A 19,394-nucleotide genomic window follows, 5' to 3' on the forward strand; every position below is an offset into this window, starting at 1 on the left:
GACAGCTAATCATGTATCGCTACTCCGAGTTCGACACAGCATTTTTGGCAGAACGCAACAGGCAGTTCCGCGCCCAGGTCGAGCGCCGCATTGACGGATCGCTGACCGAGGATGAGTTCAAGCCGCTGCGGCTGATGAACGGCCTGTATCTGCAGCTGCACGCCTATATGCTGCGGGTCGCCATTCCTTACGGCACGCTGAACAGTGCGCAGATGCGCCAACTGGCCCTGCTGGCTGAAAAGTGGGACAAGGGCTATGGCCATTTCACTACCCGTCAGAACATCCAGTACAACTGGCCCAAGCTGAATGACGTGCCGGATATGCTGGACGCGCTGGCCGAGGTTGGCATGCACGCCATCCAGACCAGCGGCAACACCATCCGCAACGTGACCGCCGACCATTTCGCCGGTGCCGCCGCGGATGAGGTCGCCGACCCGCGCCCCTATGCGGAATTGCTGCGCCAGTGGTCGACCGACCACCCGGAATTCCAGTTCATGCCGCGCAAGTTCAAGATCGCCATCACCGGGTCTGAAAATGACCGCGCCGTGATCAAGGCACATGACATCGGCCTGCAACTGGTCGAGCGTGACGGCGTTCTGGGTGCTCGTGTCATCGTTGGTGGCGGCCTGGGCCGTACGCCCATGATCGGCAAAGAACTGTCTGACTTCGTCGCCTTTGACGATCTGCTGGCCTACCTTGAGGCCACCGTGTCCGTGTGGAACCAGATCGGCCGCCGTGACAACAAGTACAAGGCGCGCATCAAGATCACCGTGCATGAACACGGCATCGACGCCATCCGCGCCAAGGTGAACGAGCGTTTCCTGCAGGTCCGCCCGCAGTTCAAAGGCGCGGATCTGAACCTGCTGGAAGAGATCAAGGGCCACTTCGCTGCACCCACCTTCCGCGAAGCGTCGGTTGCGTCGTTTGAAGGTGCATACACCAACGATCCGGTCTTCCGCTCGTGGGTCGATACCAACATCGCGCCGCACAAGAATGCGGACCACGCGATTGTCACCATCTCGATCAAGAAGCACGGCGCAACGCCGGGTGATGCAACTGCCGAACAGATGCGCGTGATGGCCGATCTGGCAGAAGAGTTCGCCTATGACGAGCTGCGCATCAGCCATGAGCAGAACGTGATCCTGCCGCATGTCCACAAATCGGACCTGCCCGCGATCCATGCCAAGCTGAAGGAATACGAACTGGCGACCGCCAATATCGGTCTGATCAGCGACATCATCGCCTGCCCCGGCATGGACTATTGCGCTCTGGCAACGGCGCGTTCGATCCCGGTTGCACAGGAAATCGCCACTCGGTTCGAAGACCTCAAACTGGAGCATGATATCGGCCACCTGAAGATCAAGATCTCGGGCTGCATCAACGCCTGTGGTCACCACCATGTCGGCCATATCGGCATTCTGGGTCTGGATCGTGCGGGCGTCGAAAACTACCAGATCACTCTGGGTGGCGACGGCACGGAAAACGCCACAATCGGCGATCGTACGGGTCCGGGCTTTGCCTATGATGAGATCGTTCCGGCCGTTGAGCGCATAGTCGAAACCTTTCTGGAGCAGCGTGAGGGCGCCGAAGAAACCTTCCTCGAGACCTATCGCCGTGTCGGAATGACTCCGTTCAAGGCGGCTCTCTACCCCGAGGCGCGAGCGAATGCCGCTTGATCTGATCCAGACTGAACTGGGCCGGGATAGACGTGAACTGACCGAACGGGTCAGTGAGTTGAACGCCCGGTTCCGCCACCACAGTGCGCATGACGTGATGCACGGAGCAATGGAAGAGATCGATGATCTCGCTCTGGTCTCAAGTTTTGGTGCGGAATCGGTGGTGTTGCTGCATATGGCGGCCGTGGTCGACAAGATGATCCCGGTGCTGTTCATCGACACGCAGATGCTGTTCACCGAAACGCTGGAGTATCAGCAGGAAGTGAGCGAGCGGTTGGGGTTGCGAAACGTCAAGATCATCCGCGCGGATGAAGAGGATGTTCAACGCGACGACCCCTATGGCGCGCTGCGTCTGCGGGACATGGATGCGTGCTGTAACCTGCGCAAGACCTTCCCGCTGCAACAGGCGTTGCTGGGATATGATGGCTGGATCACCGGGCGCAAACGGTTTCAGGCCGGGTCCCGCGCCACGCTTGATTTCTTTGAGGTCGAGGACGGCACAGGCCGGATCAAGGTCAACCCGCTGGCCCATTGGGCGCCCGAAGATGTGCGCGCCTATATGGAAGAGAACAACTTGCCCAGGCACCCGCTGGTGGCCAAAGGATACCCTTCGATCGGCTGTGCGCCCTGTACTTCGCCGGTCAAACAGGGCGAAGACCCCCGCGCCGGACGCTGGCGCGATCAGAACAAGGAAGAATGCGGCATTCATTTTGTAGATGGCAAGATGATGCGCGCCGGAGAGAACACATGAACGTTATCGTAACCGATGAGGGGTTCGCCCCCGATGATTGGACTGATGGCTATGTCACGCTGGAAGACGCGGCCAATGATGTGGTCGCGCTGGATGTCAGCTCAGACACGGATCCCGATGAGCTTGCCGAACGGCTGGGCTGCGCCAAGATGGTGCGTGTCGATTTCCCGTCCTTTGCGGATGGGCGCGGCTTTACCATCGCGCGGACCCTGCGCCTGAAAGGCTATACCGGTCGCTTGCGCGCCAAAGGTCATGTCCTTGCCGACCAGTATGCCATGGCGCGGCGCAGCGGCTTTGATGAGGTCGAGATTGAAGACACTCTGGCCGATCGTCAGCCCGAAGATCAATGGGTGGCTCGCGCCAACTGGCAGGACAACAACTATCAGGCCCGCCTGCGCGGCTAAAATCGCCTTTCGCAGCCTCAAATAGGAACGTAGGGGCAAGAGCCCCCTTTTCCTGACTTGGATCAAAGATTAAACGGAGATGTCGGTTTACTCCACCGGCAGTGAAACGATGACAGAGATGAAACCCGTGACCGAAGCAACCGCCGTGAAGGCACCCGTTCTGCCGGACGCCCAGACTGTGACAGACGTCAAGCATTGGACTGACAGCCTGTTCTCATTCAAAGTGTCGCGCCCCGCGTCCTTGCGGTTCCGCTCGGGCGAGTTTGTGATGATCGGCCTGCTGGGCGACAACGGCAAACCCCTGCTGCGCGCCTATTCCATCGCCTCGCCGTCCTGGGATGAGGAATTGGAGTTCTACTCGATCAAGGTACAAGACGGTCCTCTGACCTCGAAACTACAGCACATCAAACCCGGCGATCAGATCATCCTGCGGCCCAAACCCGTTGGCACGCTGGTCCATGACGCTCTGCTGCCCGGCAAGCGCCTGTGGTTCTTTGCCACCGGCACCGGCTTTGCACCCTTCGCCTCTCTGCTGCGCGAACCGCAGACCTATGAGGATTATGACGAGATCATCATCACTCATACCTGCCGCGAAGTGGCCGAGCTGGAATATGGTCGTCAACTGATTGAAGACATTCGTCAGGACGAATTGCTGGCCGAACTGATGGGCGAAGGTTTTGCGGACAAGATTCGTTACTACCCGACCACCACACGCGAACAGAGCCCCAAGATGGGCCGCATTACCGAGCTGTTGAAAGACGGCACAGTATTTGCCGATCTGGCGATTGAGGGCGGCATCCAGCCGGATACGGACCGCGCGATGGTTTGCGGATCATTGGCTTTCAACCTGGATATCAAAAAAATCCTCGAGGATTTCGGACTGCGCGAAGGCGCAAATTCCGACCCCAAGGAATTCGTCATTGAAAAGGCCTTTGTTGGCTAATCCGGTTTGCCGGTCTGATATGCGACATCAGATCGGCAAAAACGCGGGAATATCATGGGAAATTCACGCTGGTGGTCACTTATGCCGCTTGAAACGTCCCGCAGCCCAGTCTAAATTCCGGGCTTGAAATTCTGCAATCATCAAAGGAATGAACCCATAGCTCGCAGACCTCACAACGCGCCGCCTCAGAGAGACACCGGCCCGCGCGTCAATGATAAGATCCGTGCCCCCGAAATTCGCCTTATCGGCGCCGAAGGTGAAAATGTCGGGGTGGTTCATCCCGCCAAAGCCATGCAACTCGCGGACGAAGCCGGCCTGGATCTGGTCGAGATTTCGCCGAATGCAAACCCTCCGGTTTGCAAAATCATGGACTTTGGTAAATTCAAATACGAAACACAGAAACGCGAGGCCGAAGCGCGCAAAAAGCAAAAAGTCATTGAGGTGAAAGAGGTCAAGTTCCGGCCCAACACCGATACTCATGACTATGAAGTCAAAATGCGCAACGTGTTCAAATTCCTTGAAAACGGCGACAAGGTAAAAGTGACTCTGCGCTTCCGTGGTCGTGAGATGGCACACCAGAATCTGGGCCGTGAGCTGCTGGAACGTGTTGCCGTGGACACCAAGGAAATCGGCAAGGTCGAGAACATGCCCAAGATGGAAGGTCGTCAGATGATCATGATGATAGGCCCGCTGCCGCAGAAGTAAGCCCTGCGACAACTGCGTTATTCGAAACCCCCTCGGATTGAGGGGGTTTTATTTTGCGCTTCGGCTTTTGAGCCAGACCCTTGCGTCATTCACATCAAATGCCAGCGAAATCAGGTCAATAACCAGTAGAAACACTAGAAATTTCGCATATCCGGTCGCCAGTTCAGCTTCGCTTGCAAATGCTGCAATCACGACGAAAACCATTGGCACCCAACATATTAGATGCGGAAATGCCATCGCTTTGCTCATCCCTCGTGTCGCCAGCATGATCGGAAGATTCAATGCCATCCCACCGATTGAGAGTGCTGCGATTAGAATACCATTTGGCTGATCCAGATACGCCAGAGGTGCCAGATTGGTCGGGATGAGCAGCACCACCAACCAGATCTGTACCCAGGCGGGCAAGTCCCGAAAACTCTTCCAGATGTCGACAATCATCATCGCTCCTTCAGGAATTGACCTTTTGTCGATACCCTATTGAGTAAAAAGAGAAAGTCAGATCAAAAGAGCGTCAGATCGCGGCTTTGAGTGCAACCTCCAGCTTATCAACCAATTCCTCAATCTGTGCGTCTTCGATAATGAAAGGCGGCGCCAACAGAATATGGTCGCCACTTCGACCATCGCGCGTGCCAGACATGGGGTAACAGATCAGACCAGCGTTTAACGCCGCCTTCTTGATCTTGCCCGCGAGACCAAGTGAGGGATCAAACGGTGTTTTTCCGGCCCGATCCGAGACCAGCTCGATACCGCGGAACAGCCCGCGGCCCCGAATATCGCCGACATTAGGGTGCTCGCTGAACGCAGTTTCCAGCGCATATTGCAGTCTATGCCCCATAAAATCGGCGCGCTGGGGCAGTTGTTGGCTCGTCAATTCCTTCAGCACCGCCAATGCCGCCGCAGTTGCCACCGGATGGCCGACATAGGTATGCCCGTGCTGGAAAAACCCTGACCCATTTTGGATCGCCTTATATATCCGGCTCGTACACAACATTGAGCCGATGGGTTGATAACCCGCACCCAAACCCTTGGCGATGCACAGAATATCCGGGGCAATTCCATCGTGATCGCAGGCAAACAAATGCCCGGTGCGCCCCATACCGCACATGACCTCATCGAGGATCAGCAAAACGCCATATTGATCACAGATTTCACGTATGCGCCTAAAATACCCTTCGACCGCCGGGACCGCCCCCAGCGTTGCCCCCACGACTGGCTCGGCCATAAACGCCATGACGGTTTCAGGGCCAAGACGCAAAATTTCGGCCTCCAACTCGTCGGCCACCCGTTGACCATAGGCGTGGCTGCTCTCACCATCTTGCTTTTCGGCATATTCGTAGCAGGGCGCGATATGGGTCATTTCGATCAGCATCGGTGCGAATTGCGCACGGCGCCAGGCATTTCCCCCCGCTGACAAGGCCCCCAAAGTGTTTCCATGATAGCTTTGGCGGCGCGCGATGACGTGGCGGCGCTCGGGCTGACCGATCTCAAGAAAATACTGCCGCGCCAGTTTGATGGCGGCCTCTGTTGCTTCGGACCCTCCGGATACGAAGTAAACGCGATCCAAATCCCCGGGCGCATGATCAATCAGAAGGTCCGCAAGGGCTTCGGCAGGTTCGGACGTCATAAACCCGGTATGCGCAAAGGCGATCTTTTCAACCTGGCTTTGAACCGCCTCGATCACCGCCCGGTTTGAGTGGCCAAGACAGGACACAGCAGCATCACCGCAATCCAGATACCGCTTACCTTCAGCATCGATCAGATAGCAGCCTTCGCCGCCAACCGCGACTGGCAGCTGAGATTTCGTATGGCGTGGGAAAACGTGGCTCATGATCTATCCTCTTTCAATCTGGCGACAAGGGCCGCGACTGAGGCGGCGTTATTGTCCCAAGTGTCTCCGTTCCGATCTGCGATGCTGTTTTCAAATCCGACCCGAACATCACCGCCCAAGGACGCCGCATGTACCAGACAGTCATGCTCTTGTTTTCCAAAGGCACAGATCATCCAGGGCGAATCCCCGTCCGGAAACGCATCCAGATCCGAGGGCTTAGATTCCTGATCAGTCCGATAGCGCCCCAGAACAAGCAAACGGTCGGATTGCTGTTCGCGCACAACACCACGCTTTTGCCACCGTGTTAATAGGGCCGCATCTTCAGCGTCGTAAAGAATATGCTGAACCCGCGTCCCCTGATCCGCGCAAATACCATAGATCCGGTCAGCCAGATCGTTATCGCGCGCGATCTCGCGGACCGAGATCGACGCCCAAGCCGGTCTAACCTTCCTCAGACATTCGAACTGGCTGCTTACATCAAAAATCCCTGCCGCCTCGGTTGTGATCTGGATGTCCAGGGCCGGAACCCGCCGCCGAAGTTCAGCAAGTGTTTCCAGATACTGTCCCGCATCCAAAGAGTGACGGCCTTCTGTGTCCCGAATGTGCAGATGAAGACCGGCCGCACCGGCCTCATGGCATGCTCTGGCCGCTTCAAGAATTTGCGAGGTTGTGACAGGCAGGGCTGGGTGATCTGCCGCACCTCGGCGCGCACCATTGGGCGCCGCCAGAATGTAGGGTTCAGATTTCGACCGATGCTGTGACATTCCCTGCCCCCGATTACCTGTTGCCGCATCTATGCAAGCGGCCTATGTTTTACACCTCCTTCTTTCATAACATATGTTTTTTCATGATAGAGACCCAACGCCAGCTGACAGATAACCTGAGGAAAAACATCGACCAGATGCCGCCCAGACTTCAGGCGGCAGCCAAATACATCATAGATCACCCCGCGGATTTTGGCCTCGACCCGATACGGGTAACTGCCGAGAAGATCGGTGTCAGCGCAAATGTCCTTGTCCGACTGGCCCAGCATATGGGCTATGGTGGGTTTCAGGCCTTTCGCTCTCCGTTCCGTCAAAATCTGGCGACGGATAACGAAGAATTCCTTGGCCCTGCCTGGCAAACCCACATGCACGCCGAAGGAGCCCATGGTCAACTTCAAGCCAAGCTTGCCCGCAACGAACAGAATGTCGTTGTCAGGTCGCTGCGATTGATGAGGCCCGACACAGCGCATCTGGCCATTGAACATATACTCGGGTCCCGCCGATGCTTCGTAACAGCCACTCGTGCGAGTTACGCGCTGGCCTATTATTTCTCCTATAACGGGCGCATGGCGCACCCGGGCATTCAGTTGATCCCCCGCCACATTGGCTCGGCCACTGATGATCTGCTGGACGCGGATGACAAGGATTGCCTGCTGGCAATCACCGTAAGCCCCTATTCGGCCGAAACGATAAAATCCGTGAGGTACGCCCGGGAAAAAGGACTTCGGGTCATCCTGATCTCGGATAGCGAAGTAATTGCGCCGGGTGTCGAGCCGGATGTCGTCTTTACCGTCAGCACAAGGTCACAACATCACACCTCAAGTTTTACCGGGGTCATGGCCGTGCTCGAATGCCTCATCGGCCATCTATTTGAGGCAGGCGGCGAAACCGCAGCCCACCGCGTCGAGGCCTATCAAAAAGCGCGCGAAGATACCGGAGCTTATTGGCAACCAAACAAACTTCCGAAAATACACCGAAAATAGAAAAAGCCCCGAGGGACACACCCCGGGGCTTTGCGACTAAAAGCCGATTTAATTACATGCAGGCCAGCACAGCCCGCTTGGTCATCACACTGACCAGATGCGCGCGATACGCTTTGCTGCCATGAAGATCGCCAATCATGTTGGCCGGGTTGATGTTCAGCCCCATCAACGCGTCCGGTCGGAATTCAGTATTCAGCGCCTGTTCTGCTTCGGACCAGCGGAACACACCATCCTCGCTGGCGCCCGTGACCGCCACACGCACACCGTCGGCGAACCGGGCCAGATAGACGCCCACCAGCGCAAAGCGCGAGGCTGGCTGCAAGAACTTCTGATAGCTCGCGGCCTGTGGCACCGGAAAGCGGATGGAAGTGATGATCTCACCCTCATCCAGTGCGGTCGAGAACATGCCATCAAAAAACGCATCCGCCGCAATCTGACGGGCGTTGGTCACGATTGTGGCCCCCGATCCCAGAACGCCCGCAGGGTAACACGCCGCCGGATCGTTATTCGCAACCGAGCCGCCAATCGTGCCGCGGTTGCGCACCGCCGGATCACCGATCTGACCGGCTAATGCGGCCAGCGCCGGGTATGATCCCGCTGCCTCTTGCGCAACAACTGCATGCGGCGTTGCGCCACCGATAGAAACCGACCCGTCATCCCCAACACAGACTCCCTGCATTTCGGGAATTCCGCTGAGCGAGACGAGTGCCGATGGCGCCGCCAATCGTTGTTTCAGCGTCGGGATCAGGGTTTGCCCACCACCCAACGCCTGTGCATCCTCAGCCCCTAAAGCGGCAACCGCGTCGGCTATGGTCGAGGGTTTCTCAAATTCGAAATTGTACATTTCGTCTTCCTTTCCGAAAGGCGCTGATCCGCCCTTCATCTGGCTATAAATATCTCGGGGAGCGCGAGGGGTTGACCCCTCGCACCCCAACCTCTCACCCGTGCATCGCGGTCCAGACACGCGATGGACTCACCGGCATATCGATATGATCGATGGCTTTGCCGCCTGAATTCAACGCATCCAGCACCGCGTTGACCACCGCAGGTGGTGAACCGATTGCCCCGGCCTCACCACAGCCCTTCACACCCAACGGGTTATGCGTACAGGGCGTCTGGCTCGAGTGGTCCACCGCATAGAACGGCACATCATCGGCACGCGGCATGGCGTAATCCATAAAGGACGCGCTCAGCAGCTGACCGTTTTCGTCATAGGCACAGTTTTCAAGCAATGCCTGACCGATGCCCTGACCGATGCCGCCATGCACCTGACCATCCACGATCATCGGGTTGACGATATTGCCAAAGTCATCAGCGGCGGTGAAGGCTTCGATGGTGACCCGACCGGTTTCGGGGTCAACCTCGACCTCACAGGCATAGGCGCCAGCCGGGAAGGTAAAGTTGGCCGGGTCATAAAAGGCGGTCTCCTCCAGCCCGGGCTCGACCTCCAGCGGAAAGTTATGCGGCACATAGGCCGTCAGGGTGACATCACCCCAGGCCACCGACTTGTCGGTCCCTGCCACGCTGAACTGACCGTCCTTCAGCTCGATATCAGCCTCGGACGCCTCCAACAGATGCGCCGCGATCTTCTTGGCCTTGTCGATCACTTTCTCAGTTGCCTTTACCATCGCCGATCCACAGACCGCCAAAGACCGCGAGCCATAGGTGCCCATGCCAAACGGAATCTTCGACGTGTCGCCATGTACGATCTCGATCATCGACTCGTCGATACCGATCATGTCCGCCACAACCTGCGGGAAGGCCGTTTCATGCCCCTGCCCGTGGCTATGGGCACCTACCATGACGCTGATCGAGCCGGTGGCATTCACCCGCACAGTCGCCGCATCATACAGACCCGCACGGGCCCCCAGCATACCAACGATGTTCGAGGGCGCGATGCCGCAAGCCTCGATATAGCAGTTGACGCCCAGACCCCGCAGCTTGCCCTTGGCCTCGCTTTCAGCGCGACGCGCGGCAAAGCCTGCCAGATCAGCAGCGGCTTCAAGCTTGTCCATCGTCCCATTATAATCGCCTGTGTCATAGGTCAGCGCCACCGGTGTGTCATAGGGGAACTGGGTGATGAAGTTCTGCCGTCGAAGGGCGATAGGATCGACACCCAGTTCACGCGCTGCCTTGTCCACGACCCGCTCCAACTGGAACGTCGCCTCAGGACGGCCCGCGCCGCGATAGGCATCCACCGGGACGGTATTGGTGAACATCGCCTTGACGTTGACCTGAATGACCGGCGTCTTGTAGTTGCCCGCCATCAGCGTCCCGTGCAGCCATGTCGGAACCGAGCTGGAGAAGGTCGACAGATACGCACCCATATTTGCATAGGTGTTGGTGCGCAGACCGATAAAGTTATTGTCCGCATCCAGCGCCAGTTCGATCTGTCCGACATGGTCGCGCCCATGCGCGTCAGACATGAACGCCTCGGACCGGCTCGAGGTCCATTTGACCGGGCGGTTACAAGCCTTGGCGGCGAAGGTGCAGAACGCCTCTTCGGCATAGTGGAAGATCTTGGTGCCAAAGCCGCCACCCACATCCGGCGCGACCACGCGAACCTTGTGTTCGGGCAGGCCCAGAACGAAGGCACACATCAACAGGCGGATCACATGCGGGTTCTGCGACGTGGTATAAAGTGTGTATTCTTCGGTGCCGCGGCTGTACTCGCCAACCGCCACACGCGGCTCCATCGGATTGGCAACCAGACGGTTGTTCACCAGATCCAGCGTGGTGACATGGGCCGCATTGGCAAAGACCTCATTGACCTTGGCATCATCGGTTTCGCCCAGCTGCCAATCATAGCAGATGTTGTTTTTCAGATCGTCATGGACCAGCGTCGCGCCTTCTTGCGCGGCGGCCTTCATGTCGATCACGGCGGGCAGCTCCTCGATATCAAGCTCGATCGCCTCAGCCGCGTCGCGGGCCTGTTCCAGGCTGTCGGCGACCACAGCAGCAATCGGATCGCCCACATGGCGCACTTTGCCCTGTGCCAAAATGGGATGCGGAGGTTCCTGCATCGGTGCGCCGTGCTTGTCGGTCACTTCCCAGCCACAGGGCATGCCGCCCACGCCTTCGAAATCCTTGCCGGTAAACACTTTGACCACGCCCGGCATGGCCTCGGCAGCAGAGGTGTCGATGCTTTTGATCCGGCCATGCGCGATGTCGGACCGCAGAAAATGCACATAGGCCTGGCCATGCACGTTGATATCGTCGGTGTAATTGCCTGCTCCGGTTAAAAAGCGCACGTCCTCGCGCCGTTTGGAACTGGCTCCGATGCCACTGTCTTTGGGCATTGCTTGTTCTCCTCCCTGAAAAAGAATTTTCGTCGAAAATTCTTTACGTCGGTATTACTCGGCAGCGATGCCGCTTACGTCCTGACCCGATGCGGCCATGATCGCTTTGACAATGTTGTGATAGCCTGTGCAGCGGCACAGGTTGCCTTCCAGATACTTTCGAATCTCGGCTTCGCTCGGGCGCGGGTTCTCTTTGAGCAAGGCGGCGGCGCTCATCACCATGCCCGGCGTACAAAATCCGCATTGCAACCCGTGATGATCCTGAAACGCCTGCTGAATCACGTTCAAAGACCCATCCTCAGCGGCCTGGCCCTCAATCGTGGCGACCTCAGACCCGTCCGCTTCCAGCGCAAGCATGTTGCACGACTTCACCGCCGCGCCATTCACATGAACAACACACGCCCCACATTGCGCAGTGTCACATCCAACATGCGTTCCGGTCAGCGACAGATGATCACGTAAAAATCCAGACAACAACGTCCGACCCTCAACCTCTCCGCTAACAGACCTCCCGTTCACGGTCATGGTGACCTGTGTCATAAGTTCCTCCCATGTCATATTTTTCTCTGTCGAGTTAAACACGGGACTTATTGTTTGAGAACAAAAAATTCGCAGGGCGCCGTTTAGGACAGATCACAATGCCGAACAAAGCGGCCCGATCTGGGTCTTAAATTGATGTCAAACGCCTTACCGCTTGATAGATGCGCGTGGCTGTGGCCGGGTCGGGATTTCCTTGAGCAATCCACCGACCCCCATGCCTGCAATATGCGCCGCTGTCGTTTCAATCCCGCAAGCCACGCGCGACAAAACCCAATCCGCACCGTTCAGTGCGGGAGAACGCGCACACCCCGGCAAACCGATTACAGGTCTGGCGTCCAGCAGACCGGTGAACAACAGGTTGCCCGGATCTACCGGCATTCCAAACCGATCCACCTGACCGCCTGCAACACGAACGGCCTGCGGCGCGACATCATGTGCATCCGAAGTTGCTGAGCCCGTCAAGATCAGGACAATATCCCCTTTAACGCCCGTCAATGCAGCAGACAGCGCCTGAATCTCATGTGGCACCACCCGAATGTCATCCAAACCCATACCCAGGGCTTCGACTCGCCCTCGGATTGCGGCAATACCCTTGTCGTTCGAAACACCTCCGGGGATGTCTGTGACGATCAGGCCAGCACTGCGAAACACCGGGCCAGACAGGCGCACCGCCCCTTGTGCCAGCGCCGAGGCACGCACCACATCTTCGCCGGGGACGGCATAAGAAATGACTTTAATTGTCGCCACCATCCCGCCTGATCCCATCTGTTGATATTGGGGAACTGTGGCCACGGTAATCATCGGGTTAACCAAGTTGAACGCTTCCAGCGCCTGTACGTCCAGAACAGCGACTCCGGGGCCTCTCGCCAAGAGGTTAACGCGCCCTGTGAACGGCTCGGTGACGCGCAATCCCACGGTTGCCGGGTCCGGGGCCAAAGCCTCTGCCAAACTCCGGGCAGCGTCGTTTTCGTGACAATCACCGGGTTCCAGCTGCGCAACAGTGACCGAGGTCAACCCGGCGGCGGCCATTTCATCCAGATGAGTTTGCGTGAGCAAAAGGCCCTTACGCAGCTTTGTGTCTTGGGCTTTCACTGAATGCGCCAGAATTGCACCGGCGGCCTCGCGCAGAGGAACCGAGCCAAACTTCATGCTTTGCCCCGCAACACCGCGGTCATTTCGGCCAATATGGAAACCGCAATTTCCGCAGGATCGGCGGCACCGATATCCAAGCCTACGGGACCGTGAATCTGTGAAATCTGCCCTTCAGTAAATCCGGCTTCTTTCATCCGGGTGACGCGTTTCGCATGCGTTCGATTAGACCCCAGCGCCCCAATATAGAACACACCGGCTCTCAGGGCGGCCTCTAACGCGGGATCATCCAGTTTTGGATCATGGGTCAGCAAGACAACAGCCGTTCGCGCATCCATTCCAAGCTTTGCAACGGCCTCATCCGGCCAATCCGTCAGCACGGTTTCCTGAGGGAATCTTGCGGCGGTTGCAAACGCGTCTCGCGGATCCACAATCGCAGGGTCGTACCCCGCAATTCGCGCCATCGGGACCAGGGCCTGAGCAATATGAACGGCCCCGACCACTATCAACCGCAAGGGCGGATTGTGGACCGAAACAAATGTCTTCGCATCCTCTTCGAAACCGGACCGGTCCATGCGCATGCGTTCGGGATAACGATCGCGCTGCAACGCACGATGACCGGATTCGATATTCACTTCATAAGCCACAGGCTCGCGCTGCGCGCGTGCAGCGACCAGATCGCGCAATATGCTTTCAGGAAGGACCGATCCGATAGGTTCGACCAGTACCCGAATTGTTCCGCCACAGGCCAGCCCGACCGCAAAAGCATCTTCGTCACTGACCCCGAATTCAAGTAGGCGCGCTTCACCCTCTTCGATCGCTTCCAACGCCTCGACAACAACCGCACCTTCGACACAGCCACCCGATACTGACCCCTCAAAGCGGCCATCACCTGCTATCACAAGCTGAGCACCAACACGTCTGGGGGCACTGCCCCAGGTCTGAACAACCGTAGCCAGCGCAACTGGCTTTCCCGTTTCATACCAATCCAGAGCAGTCTCGGGGCTGTTGTCGAATCTGTCCATATCGCCCTCCTGGCGTTTCCCGCACCAACATAGGCAGGTTTGGCAGGATGAAAAGTAAACCATCAGGCTAACTCATGGGCCTTGAAAGAAATTCCAAATGCTATGCAAAGCCCCGCGGGTTTCAGCCGAACATCCCAAGCATTGATTGCCAGCCCTCCCGATTCTGACCTAAACGCGGATCATGCGCAGCTGTGACGCAGATTATTTTCAAAAGGAGACAGAGACTTGAAACACATTATTACACTCGGATCAGTATTGGGAATGCTAGCGGCGACAGTGGCCAGCGCAGATACCTTCCTGCGCTATGGCGAAGTGGACGGATGGAAAATCTTCATCGACGAAGACAAGAAATCCTGCCTGATCGAAGCTGTCGATGACGCGGAAAACGTGGTTCAAATGGGCCTGACCGAAGACCGCGGCGTGGGATATGTTGGCGTATTCACCAAAGCTGAAACCAACATCAAGCGTGGCGAAACCGAGGCTGTGGCGATCCTGCTGGGCGAAAACCTGTATCTTGGAGAAGCCACCGGCATGAAGGGCAACATCACCAAAGGCTATTCGGGTGGCTATGTGCTGTCGGATGACCCCAAGTTTGCCGAAGACCTTGCCAAACAGAAAGTTATGGTTGTGTTCCCCGAAAAGGAATTCGCCTTCACCGTTGATCTGACCGGTACGTACAAAGCGATGGAAATGGCGCGTAAGTGCAACGAAGAACAGCTTGGTTGAGACCTACTTCGAAAGCGCGGCCATCAACCGCGCTTTCTCACCCATGTCATCCGGTTTTGAGATGACTTTGGCCAGATCTTCCAGCGACGCAATGGAATGACCGGCCCGAAAGCTGTCAACATGGGGAAGCATCGCCGCCACCCCCTGCGCTTTTGGCGCAAAGCCATCCCAACGCAACAAAGGGTTCAGCCAGATCAAACGGCGGGCTGACAGATGCAGGCGCTGGATTTCTTTTCCAAGCACCTCGGGTTCGCCCCGATCCAGACCATCCGTAATCAACAACACCACCGCACCCTGCCCCAGAACCCGACGCGACCAGTCACGGTTAAAAGCGTGCAGGCATTCCCCGATCCGCGTGCCACCCTCCCAATCTTGCGCCTCGGCCCCTGCCGCCGACAGGGCAGCATCTACATCGCGTTGGCGCAGGTGCCGGGTGATATTCGTCAACCTCGTGCCGAAGGTAAACGCATGAACCTTGGCCCACCCCGCGCCTTTGACGTTTGAAACCGCATGCAGGAAATGCAGGATGATACGAGAGTACTGGCTCATAGATCCTGAAATATCGCAGAGAACGACAAGGTTCGGCCACCGTTGTTTCGGCTTCAAATACGCGATGTCCCGCAGTTCACCACCCTGCCGCATGGATGCGCGCAGCGTGCGGGCGCGGTCGACCCGATGCCCAAGGTGGCTGGCTTGGCCTCGGCGCGACTCGATTGGTTTTACCGGCAATTTGAGCTGTGCCAGAATGCGCTTGGCCAAGGCAATTTCTTCGGTGCTCATTTGCTCAAAGTCTAGATTGCGCAACCGTTCTTCCGAGGACGCGGTCCGCGACGCATCTATCTCCAGCTCAGTTTCTTCCTCGATGTCAGAGCTGTCAGGCAAGTCCCGTTCGACGCCGTCCAGCAGAGCCTCGGCCGCGCGTTTCTCTGCAGCTTCGGCCTTGCGCTCTTCCTGAACGCCGCGGATCGCGGGCAGCATCATGGACATCATGTGTTCCATGTAACGTGGGTCGCGCCAATACATGCGGAAAATCTGCGCAAATACTGCCCGATGCTCGGGTCGGGTCACGAAACAAGCGTGCAACGTCCAGTAAAAATCCCGCTTTTCCGAGAAGCCCGCAACCTGAACCGCCCGGATCGCATCCACAACCCGCCCGGTGCCAATCGGCAGCCCTGCCTTGCGCAAAGCCCGCGCGAAATGAGTGATATTCTGCGCCAGTTTTGGGTTGTCGGGGATTTCGAGAGGGAGCTGTTCAGCCATCAGGCAGGTTCCAGCGACGCCTTGGCTTCATCCAGAATGCGTTTCGCCTCGGACCCTTGCAGTTGCTGGATATCGTCCTGATATTTCAGGATCGCCCCCAGCGTGTCGCCGATCACTTCGGGGCTAAGGTTGATGACGTCCAGCGCCAGCAGGCATTTGGCCCAGTCGATGGTCTCGGCCACGCCTGGTTTCTTGAACAGATCCTCTGTGCGCAGGTGTTGGACAAAGGCGACGACCTCTCGGCTTAGCGCCTCGGCGACCTCGGGTGCGCGGGCGTTCAGAATTTCAATTTCACGGTCAAAATCCGGGTAATCGACCCAATGGTACAAGCAACGGCGTTTCAGGGCGTCATGCACCTCTCGCGTTCGGTTCGATGTAACGATGACAATCGGTGGCTCCGGCGCTTTGACAGTGCCCAATTCGGGGATGGTGACCTGAAAATCGCTGAGCGCTTCCAGCAGGAAGGCCTCAAACGGTTCATCCGTGCGGTCAAGTTCATCAATCAACAGGACGGGTGCCCCGTTTTCATCCGGACGCATGGCCTGCAACAACGGACGCTCGATCAGGTAGTCGTCAGAAAACAATTCGGTCTGCAACGAACCCCGGTCAGCGCCGCCCGAGGCTTCGGCGGTTCGGATCGCAACCATTTGCGCCGGGAAATTCCATTCGTAAACCGCCGAGGAGGCGTCCAGCCCTTCATAACACTGCAGGCGGATCAGGCGACGGTTCAGACCAGCGGCCAGCGCTTTGGCAATCTCGGTTTTCCCGACACCTGCCTCACCCTCAAGAAATAGCGGGCGGCCCAGTTTAAGCGACAAAAACACCACTGTCGCCAAGGCTCGACCGCATACGTAACCTTGCGAGCCCAGCATTTGCTGCACGGTATCAATGGAATCTTGCTGCGTCATGGAACCCTCTTTCTTTCGTTGCTTAACAGGTCATGCAAGCGCAGGGGCGTCAAGGCCCCGGCCCCGCCACCCAGACGCCATCGCCGCAAATAGGTGAAGTTTTTGCACCAGATCCTCACGGTTTGGTTGGTCTTTGGCCGAGGCTGTGCTAGCGGGTGCGCATGACTGATACGCTGACCATTCGCCGCCCCGATGACTGGCATCTGCATTTGCGCGATGGCGCCATGTTGCAGGCCGTTCTGCCCGAAACCGCACGCCATTTTGCCCGAGCGATCATTATGCCAAACCTCGATCCGCCAGTTGTGCGCGGCGATCAGGCCGCCGCATATCGCGACCGCATTCTGGCCGCCCTGCCCGAAGGCATGCCGTTCGAGCCACTGATGACCTTGTACCTGACCGAAGACACCGACGCCGAGGATGTCGCCGCAGCCCATGCAAGTGGGCTGATCAAGGCCGTAAAGCTGTATCCCGCAGGCGCAACCACCAATTCCGCCTCGGGCGTGCGTGATTTCGACAAGGTCCGCCCGGTGCTTGAGAGAATGGCTGAGATCGGTCTGCCGATGTGTGTCCATGGTGAAGTCACCGATGCCGAGGTCGACATTTTCGACCGCGAAGAGGTTTTCATCGATACGATACTTGATCCACTGCGCCAGGCGACTCCTGGTTTGCGGGTGGTGATGGAACACATCACGACGGCTCAGGGTGCGATTTATGCGCAATCCGGTGGAGATGATCTTGCTGCAACAATCACGGCCCATCACCTGATCATCAACCGCAATCACATCCTGGTGGGCGGGATCAAACCGCATTACTACTGCCTACCCGTGGCCAAGCGCGAGACCCATCGCCAGGCTTTGATGAGCGCCGCAACTTCTGGGATGTCTTGCTACTTCCTTGGCACCGACAGCGCGCCGCACACAGACGCGAACAAGGAAATGGCCTGTGGCTGTGCGGGATGCTTCACCGCTACAAACACAATGTCCCTTGTGGCTGAGATGTTTGACAAAGCCAGTGCGCTGGACACGCTGGAAGGGTTCACATCATTGAACGGACCTGCGTTTTATGACCTGCCGGTGAATAAAGAAACCATCACCCTTACCAAGGGCGACCCCGTTGAATATCCCGACAAGATCGAAACTGACGACGGCCCGGTAACAGTATTCGAACCCGGGTTCCCCTTGCACTGGCGCGTCGTCTAACGCGCCAGCATTTTCGCCAGATCACGGGTGCGGCCACCGGTACGTAGCATCGACCAGATCGCGTCTGCGTCCTCGGCACCGATCAGCTTGGCCGCCTTGCTTCTGACCCGATCTTCCCGGTCGGCCAATGTCATAGGGCCAAGCAAATCGTGGCTGGCCTGTTTTCGTGCCCCATCGCGGCGCAGCAAAGACAGATCCGCTTGAGTTTCAGACAGCGACTCATCGGCTTCGACTGAAATCCGGTCCCGCAGCGATTGCAGGCGCCTATCCGCACATACCTTATCCGAAAAATTGTCTGGCAAGGCTGTGTCATATCCCAACGCTTGCATAGCAATAACCGTCCGGTAGGAAAACTTGGCCCCCAACCCGGTGGTCGGAGAGGTTTGATTACACACTGTCATCCAGCGCGGGTGGGTCCTGATCCTGATCTCGGCTACTTCGGGTTCAGCAATATCCAGGTCACGTGCGGCCTCTAATGCGGCGTGCAACCCATGACAGCAGGCATGAAACTTATGGCTTACATCTTTGAACAGCCACGTCTCTCCGATTCCATCCAGAGCAGCGGCCTGTTCGGACTGACCCATATGGGTTGCACCAAAACCATAGGGCCCCTCAAGCGCATCCGAGTTGGGATCAAACCCCTTGGACACCAACAGCGCAGCCTCAACCCCTGCAGCGGCAGCTAGCCCGGCATTATAGGGCTTCCCCATCGTGCCGAAATGAGCTTTCAGCCCTGCGGCGCGGGTGGCAGCCAGACCAAGAACCCGGCGCATCTTTTCCGTATCGAACCGCAGCACCCGGCCAGCGGCGACCGCCGCACCAAAGGCACCTGACGTCGCGGTCTGATGGAACCCGCCCTGGTAATGCGCACGCCCCAGCCAAAGCCCTACGCGGATCGAAACCTCCATCCCGACAAGAGCGGCCTCAAGGACATCGACAAGAATCCGGTCGTCCCAATCACAAAGGGCAAAGGCCGCAGGCATAACCGCGACCGAAGGGTGCCCGATATGCGCAAAATGCGTGTCATCATAATCCAAAGCGTGGGAAATGGTTCCGTTAACCAAACCAGCTGCCCTGACGGGAGCCAGCCCCCCGCCAAATAGATGGGCCTGCGGGTTGCCCCCTTCATCCAGAACCAGCGCGCGCACGGTCTGAGATACGGGTTCGCTAACACCGACGCGGCCAACAGCTACCCAATCCAGCGCAGACAGAGAGGTTACGAGACGGGCCTCTGACGAGGTCGCAACAGGCCCCGAGGCAAAATCGGCCAATGCTGTGGTAAAATCAGTCATGT

At 57.6% G+C, this 19,394-nt stretch carries 19 protein-coding genes; 8 read left to right on the forward strand and 11 right to left on the reverse strand.

Annotated elements, in window-relative coordinates; translation table 11 throughout:
- Positions 1-11 precede the first annotated feature (11 nt).
- The 5 genes from AC2FH0_RS04080 (at position 12) to infC (ending at position 4,479) form a co-directional block, all read left to right on the forward strand.
- Positions 12-1,676, forward strand: a complete 1,665-nt coding sequence (locus AC2FH0_RS04080) for a nitrite/sulfite reductase (RefSeq protein WP_496788639.1) — start codon at positions 12-14, stop codon at positions 1,674-1,676.
- Positions 1,666-2,427, forward strand: coding sequence for a phosphoadenylyl-sulfate reductase (locus AC2FH0_RS04085; protein ID WP_496691317.1), 762 nt, complete (start codon positions 1,666-1,668; stop codon positions 2,425-2,427). Before AC2FH0_RS04080 ends, AC2FH0_RS04085 begins: the two co-directional genes overlap by 11 nt.
- On the forward strand, positions 2,424-2,831 hold the full coding sequence (locus tag AC2FH0_RS04090) for a DUF934 domain-containing protein (RefSeq protein ID WP_496695306.1): 408 nt from the start codon (positions 2,424-2,426) through the stop codon (positions 2,829-2,831). Before AC2FH0_RS04085 ends, AC2FH0_RS04090 begins: the two co-directional genes overlap by 4 nt.
- A gap of 109 nt (positions 2,832-2,940) precedes the next feature.
- Positions 2,941-3,774: a ferredoxin--NADP reductase gene (locus AC2FH0_RS04095; RefSeq protein WP_496788772.1), complete on the forward strand. Its 834-nt coding sequence runs from the start codon at positions 2,941-2,943 to the stop codon at positions 3,772-3,774.
- A gap of 123 nt (positions 3,775-3,897) precedes the next feature.
- Complete coding sequence (gene infC, locus AC2FH0_RS04100) at positions 3,898-4,479, forward strand: translation initiation factor IF-3 (protein ID WP_246097134.1); 582 nt, start codon at positions 3,898-3,900, stop codon at positions 4,477-4,479.
- A gap of 48 nt (positions 4,480-4,527) precedes the next feature.
- On the opposite strand, the gene AC2FH0_RS04105 is transcribed toward infC, so the two are convergent.
- From AC2FH0_RS04105 to AC2FH0_RS04115, 3 genes are all read right to left on the reverse strand, one after another.
- Positions 4,528-4,917 (reverse strand): hypothetical protein, encoded by a 390-nt coding sequence (locus tag AC2FH0_RS04105; protein WP_142634097.1) that lies wholly within the window; start codon positions 4,915-4,917, stop codon positions 4,528-4,530.
- A gap of 73 nt (positions 4,918-4,990) precedes the next feature.
- Complete coding sequence (locus AC2FH0_RS04110; protein ID WP_496788640.1) at positions 4,991-6,307, reverse strand: aspartate aminotransferase family protein; 1,317 nt, start codon at positions 6,305-6,307, stop codon at positions 4,991-4,993.
- The gene (locus AC2FH0_RS04115; protein ID WP_496788642.1) at positions 6,304-7,071 is read right to left on the reverse strand and encodes a beta-keto acid cleavage family enzyme; all 768 of its coding nucleotides are present in this window, start codon (positions 7,069-7,071) and stop codon (positions 6,304-6,306) included. The genes AC2FH0_RS04110 and AC2FH0_RS04115 overlap by 4 nt, the downstream gene beginning before the upstream one ends.
- A gap of 83 nt (positions 7,072-7,154) precedes the next feature.
- Between AC2FH0_RS04115 and AC2FH0_RS04120 the strand changes: the two genes are divergently transcribed.
- Positions 7,155-8,054 carry a MurR/RpiR family transcriptional regulator gene (locus tag AC2FH0_RS04120; protein ID WP_496788643.1) on the forward strand — a complete coding sequence of 300 codons (900 nt, stop codon included), beginning with the start codon at positions 7,155-7,157 and terminating at the stop codon, positions 8,052-8,054.
- Between the two features lie 52 nt (positions 8,055-8,106).
- Here AC2FH0_RS04120 and AC2FH0_RS04125 read toward each other — a convergent pair whose 3' ends face one another.
- The 5 genes from AC2FH0_RS04125 to AC2FH0_RS04145 form a co-directional block, all read right to left on the reverse strand.
- Complete coding sequence (locus AC2FH0_RS04125) at positions 8,107-8,898, reverse strand: FAD binding domain-containing protein (RefSeq protein ID WP_142634105.1); 792 nt, start codon at positions 8,896-8,898, stop codon at positions 8,107-8,109.
- A 94-nt stretch (positions 8,899-8,992) separates the two neighbouring features.
- On the reverse strand, positions 8,993-11,353 hold the full coding sequence (locus tag AC2FH0_RS04130) for a xanthine dehydrogenase family protein molybdopterin-binding subunit (RefSeq protein ID WP_496691324.1): 2,361 nt from the start codon (positions 11,351-11,353) through the stop codon (positions 8,993-8,995).
- A 54-nt stretch (positions 11,354-11,407) separates the two neighbouring features.
- Entirely contained in the window at positions 11,408-11,893 is a 486-nt protein-coding gene (locus AC2FH0_RS04135) for a (2Fe-2S)-binding protein (protein WP_142634109.1), read from the reverse strand.
- A gap of 147 nt (positions 11,894-12,040) precedes the next feature.
- Positions 12,041-13,042 carry a molybdopterin-binding protein gene (locus tag AC2FH0_RS04140; protein WP_142634111.1) on the reverse strand — a complete coding sequence of 334 codons (1,002 nt, stop codon included), beginning with the start codon at positions 13,040-13,042 and terminating at the stop codon, positions 12,041-12,043.
- Positions 13,039-14,007, reverse strand: a complete 969-nt coding sequence (locus AC2FH0_RS04145) for an XdhC family protein (RefSeq protein ID WP_496700211.1) — start codon at positions 14,005-14,007, stop codon at positions 13,039-13,041. The genes AC2FH0_RS04140 and AC2FH0_RS04145 overlap by 4 nt, the downstream gene beginning before the upstream one ends.
- Positions 14,008-14,232: 225 nt before the next feature.
- Here AC2FH0_RS04145 and AC2FH0_RS04150 point away from each other — a divergent pair, with 225 nt between their 5' ends.
- Entirely contained in the window at positions 14,233-14,733 is a 501-nt protein-coding gene (locus AC2FH0_RS04150; protein WP_246097135.1) for a hypothetical protein, read from the forward strand.
- 3 nt (positions 14,734-14,736) lie between these two features.
- Here AC2FH0_RS04150 and AC2FH0_RS04155 read toward each other — a convergent pair whose 3' ends face one another.
- Entirely contained in the window at positions 14,737-15,993 is a 1,257-nt protein-coding gene (locus AC2FH0_RS04155; protein WP_496788644.1) for a vWA domain-containing protein, read from the reverse strand.
- The gene (locus tag AC2FH0_RS04160; protein WP_271946832.1) at positions 15,993-16,901 is read right to left on the reverse strand and encodes an AAA family ATPase; all 909 of its coding nucleotides are present in this window, start codon (positions 16,899-16,901) and stop codon (positions 15,993-15,995) included. Before AC2FH0_RS04160 ends, AC2FH0_RS04155 begins: the two co-directional genes overlap by 1 nt.
- A gap of 161 nt (positions 16,902-17,062) precedes the next feature.
- Here AC2FH0_RS04160 and pyrC point away from each other — a divergent pair, with 161 nt between their 5' ends.
- Positions 17,063-18,100, forward strand: a complete 1,038-nt coding sequence (gene pyrC, locus AC2FH0_RS04165; protein ID WP_496788646.1) for a dihydroorotase — start codon at positions 17,063-17,065, stop codon at positions 18,098-18,100.
- Here the strand turns inward: pyrC and AC2FH0_RS04170 are convergent.
- On the reverse strand, positions 18,097-19,392 hold the full coding sequence (locus tag AC2FH0_RS04170) for an MmgE/PrpD family protein (protein WP_496788647.1): 1,296 nt from the start codon (positions 19,390-19,392) through the stop codon (positions 18,097-18,099). The genes pyrC and AC2FH0_RS04170 overlap by 4 nt on opposite strands.
- Positions 19,393-19,394 lie beyond the last annotated feature (2 nt).

This window comes from Ruegeria sp. CDSC051, from assembly GCF_059610665.1.